Consider the following 12,269-nt stretch of genomic DNA (forward strand, 5'->3'; position numbering starts at 1 on the left):
TTTACCCGTGGTGTCAAGGTCGGGAAGAGGCGGAAGAGGCAGGACGCGCGCGAGGGCGCCCGCGCTACCGGACCCCAGCCGGTCCGGTCGCACAGACGCCCTCACGATGGGAAGCGGCTGGTGCCGCTGCTACCACCAGGGGTGGAAGTTGACCGCCACGTTCGAGTTGCCCTGGTTGATCGCGGTAAAGGACGAACCGTTGACCTGCGCGGTGTTGTTCTGGTTGGAGGCGCCGAAGCCGGTGGCCACTTGCTGCGAGGTGGCCGAGTTGCCGTTGTTGTCACCACCCACGCCACTGCCGATGATGCTGGCGACGCTCGCATTCGATCCGTCGTTCGCGAAGGAGCCGTTGTCTGCCGACGCCACCCCGCCGAAGAGGGCGACGGTGAGGGGCAGGGCTGCGACGGCGGCGATGGCGCGGGCGGTACGGCTGCTTGCCATGTCTTCATTCCTCCAGAAAACCGAAGTGGGACTTGCACCAGGGCGGTTGGCCGACCGCCTCGGTCGTTCCGTGCTGACGACGTCGCGAGACCAGAGTTGCCCACCGAATCCCCGGCGAACCACCCCGGACTTCCCGATTCCCCCGCAAGCATGACCAACACCGGATAAACCCCATTCGCGCCCCCGAGGCCCCGGATCAGCACTGCAGAACCAGCCGCACCCCGCATCGCACAAGGGGTGAAGCGTTCCGTCAGGCCGTCGCTCCGGAACATGCCGAAAAGGGCCGCGCCGTCCGGGAACCCCACCGTCTCCCGGGCCTGCGGCCCTGCACTGCCAAGCTTCACGCCCCCTGCACGCTCCCCGGCGCACGCCGGGGGATCCCTCCGTACCCCGCTTCCGGGGCACCGCTCGGCGCGATCCACGGTCGAGACCGACCGGGCTCCAGCGCCTGCCTGCGTTCCTGCCTCTGTATCCCTGTCGCTGCCTGACGCCTGCGGCTGCCTACAAGCGGGCTTCCGGGGGCGGTGCTGATTCCCGCCGCGACCTCGCCCCTGCCTGCGGTCCTGCTGCTGCCTGCGCACCGGCGCACCCTCGCCCGACGGCGCGTCCCGGCCTCCGGCTGCGGTTCACAGTTCGTTCCGCTGCGTTCTGCCTGCCCGTACGGGGCTACGCGGCGAGCGCCAGTTCCTCGCGGGCGGCACGGCCGGCACGGACGGTACGGGCGGTACGTGGGGCAGGTACCACGGAGGGCGCCATGACGCGGGCGGCGGTTCCGGGGGCGGCACCCATGGCTGCGGCGGTGGTCGAGCGGCGGACACCGGGCGTCTTGCCGTGGGCCTCGGCGCGGATGCGCTGCTTCAGGGTCGGCGGCAGCGAACCACCCCGCATCATCTCCCGCCAGCTCCTCGGCGCCGAGACCGCCTGCCGGCGCGCGGGGACGGCGGCGACAGCGGTCGGAGCCGCGCCACCGGCGGTGGATGCGGCGGCGGCCGGAGCAGCCTTGCCGCCGAAGCCGAGGCTGGCGAGAACGGCCACGAGAGCTGCGAGGACCGAGGTCCAGATCGACGTGAGGACGTTGCGGTGAGCCATGACGGTGTGCCTCGATTCGCGATGTTCGGACGGGCGGATCTGAATACATTCGTCATGATGTGGGGGCAACCGCACCGCGTTCATCACACGCGCCGATCTTCCGACTAACACCACCCGGAAGGATCAATCGCACGTTCCGCCCGGCCCCTGGAGCCCGTGAAGACCGCGCTTTCAGGACCGGCCGGGCCCGGACCGGGCGGGGACCGCTGCCCCTGCACGCCGGCATCCGACCCGCAAGCCGAGAAACCCGCCCCGGGTGTTACCCCGCCGGAGAACGCCCCGCACGCCCGGTCCGGGCAGCGCTTCCTGGTGATCACGGCGGCCGACGACCGGCCCGCCCCCTCCGGCCGTCAGGCGCGGGACCACAACGCCGGCCGGTCAGGGAGTCCTCCGGCACTGGGTGTCGGACATGAGGGGAAACGTTGTGCGGTGTTCCCGGCGTGCTCGCCGTGCACGGCTCTGAGCAGGTACGTACAGCCGAGCAGGATGAGTAGGCGTACTCAGGTGGGGGTTCTCGGCAGCTTCGAGACTGGGCGCAGGTCGAACGAAGCGAAACGGAACGGGGAAACGTCATGGTGCGGCGCTGGTCGAAGGCTGAGATGTGGGTGCCCGGCGCATACCTGGCACTGGTGGTCGCGATGCTCGTCTACGTCGCGGTGGGCAGCCGGACCGGGGACATCGGGTTCTTCGGAGTCTGGCCGATCCTGGCCACCGCGCCGGTCAGCCTCCTGCTGCTGAGCACCTTCGGACCCGCGGCGGACGCCATGGGGCCGGCCCCGACTCCGCCCGTGGAGCCCTACTACGGCTCGGAACCGCCCGCTGAGCCGCCCGCGGAGTTCGTTCCGGCGTCGGATCCGCTCCCCGCGGACTGGGTACCGGACACCTCCGTGGCCGTCGAGCCCTCGGTCTGGGGAGGACTCGGCTTCTCCGCTGCGGTCCTGTTCAGCGCCCTGGTCAACGCCGCGGCGATCTGGGCCCTGCTCCGCTTCGTGGGCGCGGCGACGCAACGCCGGAGGCACGCAGGTCTAGCACCCTGGTCCTGGCCCACGAACTGGCCCGTACGTGGGCAGAAGCAGGGGGCTGGCCCTCCGTCTCAGGAGTAGAAGCCGGTCCAGTACTCATCGGGCGCCACGGCGAACGTCTCGGGCTGTTCACACTGAAGGACTTCGTACCGCTCATGGAAGGTCAGGAGCGCCTCTTGAAGAGAACATCCGAGATGCTCTCGGATGGCCTTGATGCCCGGCAGGATACGGCCAGCAAAGATCTCGCCGTCAGCGACAGTTACGGAGGCGGGGGGCGTCTCGCTCATGCTGGCAAGATCGCACAGTGCAGTGGTCCGGCGCTGCTGAGATTTGGGCGTGCGGGGCCCTGCGAGCGCTGCTCTCGTACCCCATGCGTGCCCGTCATGGCGGGGAACCAAGGGTGTCAGCAGCCACGGACGATGTCCGCACCACCAAACGGCCCCTGACCATATCTCCTGGTCAGGGGCCGTTCATCTGCGGTGGGTGTGGGATTTGAACCCACGGTGACATCGCTGCCACGACGGTTTTCAAGACCGTTCCCTTAGGCCGCTCGGGCAACCCACCTGGCCGGTACAGAGTACCGGCCAGGTGGGGGTGGCGGGGCGACTGTCGGATCAGGAGGTTTGCGCCTTGTCGTAGGCAGCCTTCGCCTCGTTGCCGAGATACGGGCCGTACATGCGGTTCGGCAGGAAGTTGTAGCCGAAGCTGTTCACCGAAACCTGGGTACCGAGACCCGTGGTCTCGTTGAAGTCCTGGAACCAGGGGCCGCCGCTGGAGCCGCCCGTCATGTTGCAACCCAGGCTGTGGTCCCGGGTGAGGAGGAAGTCCTTGCCGCTGTTGCCGCTGCAGTAGACCAGCTTCGTGCCGTCGTAGGGGGCCGCCGCGGGGAAGCCGAAGGAGTACATCCTCTTGTTGTAGCCGCCGTTGAAGAGGACGCCCTGCGCGCCGACGGCCTGGCTGAGGGTCCGGCCGTTCAGCGGGGCGACGACGGCGAGACCGACGTCCATGTTCATGTCCTCGCTGGCCGCCCACTGGTCGGTGGCGAAGGTCTTGGTGGCCGACCACTGGCCGTAGGGCGCGGATCCGTTGCTGTAGGCGGGCACGAAGACCCAGTTCGTGTGCCAGGCGCCCTGGTACTTCACGCAGTGGCCGGCCGTCATCACCGTGCTGCCGTTGGCGCTGGTGATCGAGTTGCCGGAACAGGAGGCGGTGCGGCTGCCCATCGTGAAGAAGACCCGGCCCGAGGTCTTCACGACCGCGCCGCCACCCGTCCAGGCCCCGCCCGCCTGCGGGAAGGCCGTGGGCGACGCGGCGGTCGCGGCAGCAGTCGGGGCGATGGCCGTGGGGGCCGCCGAGGCGGCGGAGGCCGCAGTGGAGATGCGGCCCGCGCCGGGGACCGCCGTGACGTCGAGCGGGGTGGCCCCCCGCATCCGCTCGGCGGTCCAGAAGCCCTGGGTGTGCTGCTGCCGGAAGGACGTGCTGGCGTCCGCCGCGATCGAGGGTGTGGCCGCCGTCAGGGCACCCGCGAACAGGGCGCCCACCGAGAGCAGGACGGACAAGGCCGTGCGATGACGATTCACGCATGACTCCTTCTGCCGTGCCCGGACCGGTCGGAGCCGGGCAGGGTGGGGGTGAAGAGCGGTCGGTGCGGATCGGCTGTGCGTGGCGCGTCGTACGGGGTGCGGCTTTGTCGGGGCAGAGTGGCACGGCCCCGCATCAATGTCATCGGACAGTCGGAACGTTCGGTAGGTTCCGGCCAGGAAATGTCCAACTCCCGGCCGTTGCAGCGTCATACGGTGAGCATCACGCCCGCGTACGAGGCCACGGCGACGACCACCCACGCCCCCAGTCCCAGCGCTGCGGCACGCCCACCGGTCCGGGCCAGCGTCGGCAGGTGGACTGCGCTCCCCAGGCCGAACAGGGCCGCCGCCAGCAGTGCCTCCTGCGCGGTGCGCGCCCATTCCAGGGCGACGTCGGGCAGCACGCCTGTGGCGCGCAGCGCGGCCGCGGCCAGGAACCCGGCCACGAAGAGCGGCACCGGGGCGGGCCGTCGCCCCGAGGACGTGCGCATGCCGCGCCGCCGGGCCCGTACCGAGAAGGCGACGGCCGCCACCAGAGGGGCGAGCAGGGCCACCCGCATCAGCTTGACCAGCACCGCCTCGCCCAGGGCGTCCGGGCCCGCCGTCTGCGCGGTTGCCACCACCTGGCCGACGTCGTGCACACCGGCGCCGACCCACCTCCCGAAGGCCTGGTCGGAGAGCATCAGCGGGTCCTGGAGGAGGGGCAGTACGGCGATGGCGAGGGTTCCGCACAGGGTGACCAGTGCCACCGAGGCGGCCACGTCCTCCTCGTCACTGCCCGAAACCTGGCTCACGGCGCCGATCGCGGAGGCTCCACAGATCGAGTACCCCGTGGCGATCAGCAGCGGCTGGTCGCCCGGTAGTCCCAGCCTGCGGCCCATCCAGAGGGTGCCGAAGAACGTGGCCGCGACCACCCCGACCACCATGGCCACCGTGACCCAGCCCAGACGGAGCACCTGGTCCAGCCCCAGGCCGAGGCCCAGCAGGACGATGCCGATCCGCATGAGCCGCCGCCCGGCCAGGGAGAGGCCTGCTCGCCCGGCTCCCCGTACGAGGCTCCGCGGTCCGGGGAAGTGAGCCATCGCGATGCCCAGCACCACTGACGCAGTCAGCATCGGTACGGCCGGTATGAGGCGATGGACGCACCAGGCGGCCAGGGCTCCTCCAGCCGCCAGCACCAACCCGGGCCAAAGCGTGGATGTTTCACGTGAAACATGCCGAACCACCTTGCCCTGTGGGCGATGGAGGAGGGCCATCAGCCGACGGGAAGCTGGTAGACGCGACGGATGCTGGTCCCCAGCCGGGACACGTCAGCGCCGTACACGTGCACCGATATCGCCGTGGTGGAACAGGAGTTGCGTACCTGGTGGATATCGCCGGGCGGCGCGAATCCACAGACCTCACCCTGGGCGTTGACCACGGTCTCCGTCGCCACCAGGCGAGCAGGACCCGCACCGGGCGCGAGGCGGAAACGGCTTTCGCTCTCCTCGCCCTGGTGCACCCCGGCCACGCACCACGACACGTGATCGTGGATGCAGGTCTCCTGCCCGGGAAGCCACACCAGCGCCACCACGGAGAAACTGCCGTCGGGCTCCGCGTGCAGGATGTGCTGCCGGTACCGCTCCGCATCGCCCTCCTGCTGTGTCGGCGTCAGCAGGTCGGTCGCACCGAGGTGGGGAGCGAGCCTTTCGCCCACGAGATAGGCGGTGAGGTCGGGGGCCAGTCCCCGCTCCACGACCGTGCGGATCTCACTGATGAGGGCGGCCATCCTCGTGGTGGTACGGGCCGGTGTGGTGGTGGTCATACGGGCAGCGTGCGGGCGCCGTTCCATTGCGTCCAACGACAGTTTTTACCCGAAATCCCAAGCAGTGCTTATGGATTGGTCAGCAGCCGACCCGGTTGGAGGCCACCTGCTTGAGTGCGCTCAGCACCACGGCCGTTGCCGGGATCCGCAGGTGGTCCCGGTAGACGTACGCGGCGATGTGCCGGCGGGCGGCCGGCTGGAGCGCGCGTCCGCAGACCCGGCTCAGCGAGAGCGAGGGCAGGACCAGCGCGGGCATCATCGCCACACCCAGGCCCTGGGCCACCAGGCTCTGCACCACCAGGTTGTCGTCGGTGGCGAAGCGGATGTCGGGCACGAAGCCCAGCTCCGCGCACTCGTGTAGCAGGTTCGCCCTGCAGCGTGGGCAGCCTGCGATCCACCGCTCCTCGGCGAGGTCGGCCAGGTGCACGGCGCGGCGCCGGGCCAGCGGGTGCCCGGTCGGGAGCAGCACCGTCAGCTGGTCCTCCAGCAGCCTGACCTCGGCGACGTCCCCCGGTACCTCCTCGTGCAGGCCGGGATAGGTGAAGGCGAGGGTGATGTCGCACTCGCCGCGCTCCAGCCGCCGCAGCGACTCCGGGGGCTCTCCCTCCAGTAGCTCCACCTGTATGCCCGGGTGGTCCTTGGCCAGGCCGCTCAGGGCTTCCGGGACAAGGGTGACGTTGGCGCTGGGGAAGCCGCACAGCCTGACCCGGCCGGTGCGCAGGCGGGCGTATGCCCGCAGCTGGGCCTCGGCGGCCGAGAGGTTGCCGAGGATGGTCTCGGCGTGCCGGGAGAGGGACTCCCCGGCCTCGGTGAGCTGCATCCTGCGGCCGACACGGGTGAACAGCGGGGTGCCGACAGCGCGTTCGAGCGCCTTCATCTGCTGGGTGATGGCGGGCTGGGTGTAGCCCAGCACGCGCGCGGCCGCCGAGTACGAGCCGGCGGCGACCACGGCGTGGAACGTACGTATGTGCCGAGAATCGAACACCAGCGAAGCATAAGCGGACGTTGGAGGGCCGTGGGCGCAATCGCGCCCACGGCCCTCGCCATTGAGCCACCGCCGTGGCCGGTAGTGCTACTTGTCGCCGATCCTGGAGCCGAGCGTGATGTCGACGGTGGTCGGCTTGCCGTCGCGCAGGTAGGTGAGCTTCACCGTGTCGCCGGGCTTGTAGGTCCAGATCATGCTGATCAGGGTCGGACCGCTGTCGACCGGCTTGCCGCCGAAGGCCGTGATGACGTCGCCCGGCCTGAGGCCCGCCTTGCCGGCCGGACCGTTGGGGTCGACGAGCTCGTTGGCGGCGGCACCCTGCTCGGAGATCTTCGCGCCTTCGGTCTTGGCCTGGAGGTCCACGGAGACCGAGATCACCGGGTAGACCGGCTTGCCCGTCTTGATCAGGGATTCGGCCACGTTCTTGGCCTGGTTGATCGGGATAGCGAAGCCGAGCCCGATGGAGCCGGCCTGGCCGCCACCGAAGCCGCCGTTCCCGGCCGACTGGATGGCGGAGTTGATGCCGATGACGGCGCCGCGACCGTCCAGAAGCGGCCCGCCGGAGTTGCCCGGGTTGATCGAGGCATCCGTCTGCAGCGCGCTCATGTACGAGTTCTTGCTGCCGGTGCCGTCACCGGAGGCGACCGGGCGGTTCTTGGCGCTGACGATGCCGGTGGTGACCGTATTGGACAGCCCGAACGGGGCACCGATCGCGATCGTGGCGTCGCCGACCGCGACCTTGTCGGAGTCGCCGAGGGCCAGCGGCTTCAGGCCGGCCGGCGGGTTCTTCAGCTTCAGCACGGCGACGTCGTAGCCCTGGGCACGGCCCACCACCTCGGCGTCGTACCGCTTTCCGTCGGAGAAGGTCGCGAAGAGCTTGCCGCCGTTCACAGCGGAGGCCACGACGTGGTTGTTGGTGAGGATGTGGCCCTGCTGGTCGTAGACGAAGCCGGTGCCGGTGCCCCCCTCACCGTCTCCGGCCGAAGCCTCGATGGTGACCACGCTGGGCAGTGCGCCGGCAGCGAGCCCGGCGATGGAGCCGGCCTCGCGCTTGAGGTCCTTCGGGGTGTTGGCCGCGCTGATCGTGGTCGAGCCGGTGCCGTTGTTGCTGCGCTCGGCGGCCCAATAGCCGACGCTGCCGCCGATGCCGCCCGCGAGGAGGGCCGCCACGAGCACGGCCGCGATCAGGCCACCCCTGCCCTTCGGCTTGGGCGCGGGATAGCCGTCGGCGGCCGGGGGAGCGCCCCAGACCGGACCGCCGCCCGCACCGCCCGCACCGTACGCCGGCACGGTGGGCGGCGGGGGAGGCCAGCCCTCGGCCCCGTGCGCGGCCGGGGCGGGGGCCTGGCCGTAGGCAGGGGCCTGCGGGGCGGGCGGGGGTGGGATCTGCTCGGTCGCTCCGGTGCCCGGCGCAGGCGTCGGCGGAAGCTGCTGGGTCACGTGCTCACCGGCGGCGGGCGCCGGTGCGGGCGCCGCGGACGGGGCCGGCGGCACGCCCGGGGCGGCGTCCTGCGGGGCGTGGTCCGGCTGCGGAGCGGGCGTGGAGGCCGCCGGCGCCGTCTCGGAGCCCTGAGCAGGGGTCACGGACGGGGCCGCGGAGGGTGTGGGGGCCGCGGTGCCCTCGTTCTCGGTGCTCACAGCTCTCTCTCCTCGTCACGCACAACTGCAGAAATCCGGCGATATCGATCCGGCTGAACGTTCGACATGCCGTACAAGTTCCAGGACAAAGCCTTTCCCATGCCCCGTCAGAGCACTGTAAGCCGGACCTGTGCATCTCCCCCCATTCCTTATGTCCGACATTTCGGATGCACTCGCAGGGCTCGACCCGACCACCAGAGGGCTGACGGTGGCACCATGACCCGGTGACCCACGCAATGCCGCGCACCATCCAGGTCGTCGCCCACCGCGGCGCTTCGGAGGACGCCCCCGAGCACACCCTGGCCGCCTACCGCAAGGCTATCGAGGACGGCGCCGACGCCCTCGAATGCGATGTCAGGCTCACCGCCGACGGCCATCTGGTCCTGGTCCACGACCGCAGGGTGAACCGCACCTCGAACGGCCGCGGCGCCGTCTCCGCCCTGGAGCTGGCCGATCTCGCCGCCCTCGACTTCGGCTCCTGGAAAGACCGTGAGGAATCCCCCGACTGGGACGCCGACCCCGAGCGCACCTCGGTCCTCACCCTGGAGCGCCTTCTGGAGCTGGTCGCGGACACCGGACGGCCCGTACAGCTCGCGATCGAGACCAAGCACCCGACGCGCTGGGCCGGACAAGTGGAAGAGCGCCTGCTCTCCCTCCTCAGGCGCTTCGGTCTGGACGCCGCGCCGCCCGAGGGCCCGCACCCGGTCCGGGTCATGAGCTTCTCCGCGCGCTCCCTGCACCGGGTGCAGGCCGCCGCGCCGACGATCCCGACGGTGTACCTCATGCAGTTCATCTCACCCCGGATGCGCGACGGACGGCTGCCGGCTGGAGTGGCGATCGCCGGCCCCGGGATCCGGATCGTCCGCAATCACCCCGGCTTCATCCGCAGGCTTCAGGACGCGGGCCATTCCGTTCACGTGTGGACGGTGAACGATCCAGAAGACGTTCAGCTCTGCGCGGATCTGGGTGTGGAAGCGATCATTACGAACAGACCGCGTCAAGTTCTGTCCCAACTGGGTCGCTGACGTCCCGATTTGCACACCCCCCACCCTCACCCCATCCATCACAGGGCGTACACCGGCGCATCCGTACCGTATTCGGCCGACACGAATGCGTCAGAGCGGTCTGGTTCGGCGGTTTCCGGTCCAGGCCAAGAGGGCATCCAGACCATGCGTGGGGCTAAGGAGGTTCCGGGGGTGGCGTTGGTGGTGGCACAAGAAGTGCCCACGTCGTCGTGCATGGACGTACGCCATGGTCCTGCGGGCGTGGGTGAGGCCAGACACCGGATGCGCGCACAACTGCGCATCAGCGGGGTGGCCGATTCGGTCGTGGACGATGCCGTACTGATCCTTTCCGAACTGCTCAGCAACGCCTGCCGACATGGCAGGCCGCTGGGCGCTCGGGAAGTCGGGGAGGGGGAGATACGCGCCGCGTGGCGCGTCGACGGAGCGGGGCGGCTGATGGTCGAGGTCACGGACGGGGGTGGGCCCACCCGGCCTGTTCCTTCGACGCCCTCGGTCACCGCGCGCGGCGGCCGGGGGCTGAACATCATCAGCGCCCTCGCCCAGGACTGGGGTGTCCGGGACGGAGCGGCGGGTGAGGTCACCGTCTGGGTAATCGTTGCCTGCGGGCCCCGGCACGAGGATTTCGCTACGCGCGTTGCGCCCCCGGCGATCGACTTCAGCACGGCATTCGACGATCTCGACGTCTGACCCCGCGGGCCCGGAAGTCGGGATCTTCCCCGGACCGGGACCCGTGACCGCACCGACATCAGCACAGCAGCACCGGCCATCCGAACAGGCGGCCGTCCGGGAGCGCACGCCGACCGTGCTCCCGGCCGCACCCCACCGGTTCCGGCGGTACGAACGGCTAGGCTCGCGCCCAGACCGACGCCGTACCGCCGCAACCGGGAGACACGCACGATGGCCAAGAAGCGCCCCGCAACCAAGTCTGCAAAGCCGCAGCTCAGCAACGGCGAGATCCCCGTTGTCGGGGCGCGTGAGCCCTGCCCCTGCGGATCCGGGCGCCGTTACAAGGCCTGTCACGGCGCCGCCGCCGCGCACGCCGTCACCGAGCACGTCCGGCGGCCGTTCGAGGGTCTGCCGGGCGAGTGCGACTGGGTCGCGCTGCGCGAACTCGTGCCCGCGGCCACCATCCCGTTGTCGCTGAAGGGCGGTCTGCCCGACGGCGTCCCCTCCGTCACGCTGGTGACCGTGCTGCCCATGGCCTGGCCGGCGCTGCGCCGCGAGGACGGGTCGGTCCTGCTCGGCCTGCAGAACGAGACGTCCACCGGAGACCTGAGCCGCGACCTGGCCGACACCCTGGAGCGCGCACTCGTCGCGGAGCCGGGAACTCCGGTCACTGCCCGCCGCGTACCCGCCGAGGGCCCCCGACTTCAGGATCTCCTGGACACCGACGGCGGTTTCGAGCCGGTTGTGCACAGCGGCTTCGAATTCTGGATTCCGGAATCCGAGGGCGGCGAGAACGCGTCGCCGGAGATCGCCGCCTCACTGGAGCGCGCCAACGCGGCCGCCATCCCCACCGTCAAGCTGACCGGCGTCGACGCCGCCTACTGGTGCGAGACCCCGGACAAGAACCACCTGCGCTGGGTCATGCCGCACCCCGAGGAAAAGCTCCTCGACGCCCTCGCGCGGCTGCATGCGGCCGGCACGTCCTCGCTCGGCGAGGGCACCAAGCTCGTCGGTTCCTTCCGCGCCCACGGCCTGATGGTCCCGGTCTGGGATCTGCCGACCGGGGTGACGGCCGACGACGTCGAGAAGCCGGCGGCGGAGTTCGCGGAGCGGCTGGCCAAGGCACTGGCCGCGGACGCTCCGCTGACCGCCGAGGAGCGCCGGGCGCGCGGCGGTCTCACCAACCGCCAGGTGACCCTGAGCTGACGCAGCCCGGACGCGCGGAGTCGGTGACCGGGGTCACAACTCCCGTTAATCGTCTGCAAATCGGTGTCTGAATATCAGAGATCGAATTTGCGAACAGGCGATCTCTTGTTACCGTTCTTGTAGCCCGGTCGCTGGTGCATCCCCCGTCGCCAGCGACCGGGCCCTTCTATTCAGGGCGGTGTTCAACCGTCAGCCGGTGCCGGTGAGTTGCTCCCGGACCGCAAGAGCAGCTTCCCTTCATCATCCGGAACTGCAAACTCCGCAACTGCGGAGTAACTCTCCAACCCCCCGGCGGAGTCTTCCTTCGGCGTCTCGCACAGACCGGGCTCGTCACCGGCACCGACCGAGCAGCGGATCTGCACCGTGCGCCCGGCCGGCCCCATCACCGTCAGCACGGCGTCCAGCGCCTGACCACTCGCGTTCCTGTAGTAACTCCTGCCCCACGTCTGGCTTTCGCTCGCCATGACGCACGTCTGCGCCTCCACTCCGTAGGGCGAGGACACCTCGGGGCCGCATCGGGCATCCGTACGGGGCTGCTCCGCCGGGCCCGAGCGCCCGGTCCCGGCCGGTTCCGCCGGGCGCCCGACCGGCACGGACGAGGTACGGGCGGGCTCCGAAAGGCCCAGGCTCGTGAACAGGCCGCCGCTCTTTCCGTCGTCCTGACCGGCAAAATCAGGCCCGGCGATCGCACCGGCGAGCGGGAGCGACAGGATGATCAGCACACCGGCGCCGATACCGATCAGGCGGAGATTCATTCGCCGAAGATAGCGACGCGGGAAAGGGGCGCGGAGATCCCCGCGCCCAATTCCCTTG

At 70.2% G+C, this 12,269-nt stretch carries 12 protein-coding genes, 1 tRNA gene and 1 pseudogene; 4 read left to right on the plus strand and 10 right to left on the minus strand.

Annotation, left to right across the window (positions count from 1 at the left end; translation table 11 throughout):
• Positions 1-129: 129 nt before the first annotated feature.
• Both ACFW2G_RS04720 and ACFW2G_RS04725 read right to left on the minus strand, forming a co-directional pair.
• The gene (locus ACFW2G_RS04720) at positions 130-441 is read right to left on the minus strand and encodes a hypothetical protein (RefSeq protein WP_384580962.1); all 312 of its coding nucleotides are present in this window, start codon (positions 439-441) and stop codon (positions 130-132) included.
• Between the two features lie 666 nt (positions 442-1,107).
• Positions 1,108-1,530 (minus strand): DUF6344 domain-containing protein, encoded by a 423-nt coding sequence (locus ACFW2G_RS04725; protein WP_384580964.1) that lies wholly within the window; start codon positions 1,528-1,530, stop codon positions 1,108-1,110.
• Positions 1,531-2,102: 572 nt separating this feature from the next.
• Here ACFW2G_RS04725 and ACFW2G_RS04730 point away from each other — a divergent pair.
• Complete coding sequence (locus tag ACFW2G_RS04730; RefSeq protein ID WP_384445787.1) at positions 2,103-2,633, plus strand: SCO4225 family membrane protein; 531 nt, start codon at positions 2,103-2,105, stop codon at positions 2,631-2,633.
• On the opposite strand, the gene ACFW2G_RS04735 is transcribed toward ACFW2G_RS04730, so the two are convergent.
• The 7 genes from ACFW2G_RS04735 to ACFW2G_RS04765 form a co-directional block, all read right to left on the minus strand.
• Positions 2,624-2,839 (minus strand): hypothetical protein, encoded by a 216-nt coding sequence (locus ACFW2G_RS04735; RefSeq protein WP_384445789.1) that lies wholly within the window; start codon positions 2,837-2,839, stop codon positions 2,624-2,626. The genes ACFW2G_RS04730 and ACFW2G_RS04735 overlap by 10 nt on opposite strands.
• Positions 2,840-3,029: 190 nt before the next feature.
• Positions 3,030-3,116, minus strand: a tRNA-Ser gene (locus tag ACFW2G_RS04740).
• 50 nt (positions 3,117-3,166) lie between these two features.
• The gene (locus ACFW2G_RS04745; protein WP_384580966.1) at positions 3,167-4,132 is read right to left on the minus strand and encodes a trypsin-like serine peptidase; all 966 of its coding nucleotides are present in this window, start codon (positions 4,130-4,132) and stop codon (positions 3,167-3,169) included.
• 209 nt (positions 4,133-4,341) lie between these two features.
• Entirely contained in the window at positions 4,342-5,388 is a 1,047-nt protein-coding gene (locus tag ACFW2G_RS04750; RefSeq protein WP_384580968.1) for a YeiH family protein, read from the minus strand.
• Entirely contained in the window at positions 5,388-5,936 is a 549-nt protein-coding gene (locus ACFW2G_RS04755; RefSeq protein ID WP_384445795.1) for a cysteine dioxygenase, read from the minus strand. The genes ACFW2G_RS04750 and ACFW2G_RS04755 overlap by 1 nt, the downstream gene beginning before the upstream one ends.
• Positions 5,937-6,015: 79 nt before the next feature.
• On the minus strand, positions 6,016-6,921 hold the full coding sequence (locus tag ACFW2G_RS04760; protein ID WP_037920222.1) for a LysR family transcriptional regulator: 906 nt from the start codon (positions 6,919-6,921) through the stop codon (positions 6,016-6,018).
• 87 nt (positions 6,922-7,008) lie between these two features.
• The gene (locus ACFW2G_RS04765; protein WP_384445799.1) at positions 7,009-8,559 is read right to left on the minus strand and encodes a trypsin-like peptidase domain-containing protein; all 1,551 of its coding nucleotides are present in this window, start codon (positions 8,557-8,559) and stop codon (positions 7,009-7,011) included.
• Positions 8,560-8,795: 236 nt separating this feature from the next.
• Between ACFW2G_RS04765 and ACFW2G_RS04770 the strand changes: the two genes are divergently transcribed.
• From ACFW2G_RS04770 to ACFW2G_RS04780, 3 genes and pseudogenes are all read left to right on the plus strand, one after another.
• Positions 8,796-9,584 carry a glycerophosphodiester phosphodiesterase gene (locus tag ACFW2G_RS04770; protein WP_172671318.1) on the plus strand — a complete coding sequence of 263 codons (789 nt, stop codon included), beginning with the start codon at positions 8,796-8,798 and terminating at the stop codon, positions 9,582-9,584.
• 85 nt (positions 9,585-9,669) lie between these two features.
• Positions 9,670-10,271: pseudogene (locus tag ACFW2G_RS04775) on the plus strand (ATP-binding protein).
• Positions 10,272-10,481: 210 nt separating this feature from the next.
• Positions 10,482-11,456: a DUF5926 family protein gene (locus ACFW2G_RS04780; RefSeq protein ID WP_384445801.1), complete on the plus strand. Its 975-nt coding sequence runs from the start codon at positions 10,482-10,484 to the stop codon at positions 11,454-11,456.
• 182 nt (positions 11,457-11,638) lie between these two features.
• Here the strand turns inward: ACFW2G_RS04780 and ACFW2G_RS04785 are convergent, their stop codons facing one another.
• Positions 11,639-12,211: a hypothetical protein gene (locus ACFW2G_RS04785; protein WP_384445803.1), complete on the minus strand. Its 573-nt coding sequence runs from the start codon at positions 12,209-12,211 to the stop codon at positions 11,639-11,641.
• Positions 12,212-12,269: the final 58 nt, after the last annotated feature.

The organism is Streptomyces sp. NPDC058880 (assembly GCF_042742535.1).
Taxonomy (GTDB): domain Bacteria; phylum Actinomycetota; class Actinomycetes; order Streptomycetales; family Streptomycetaceae; genus Streptomyces.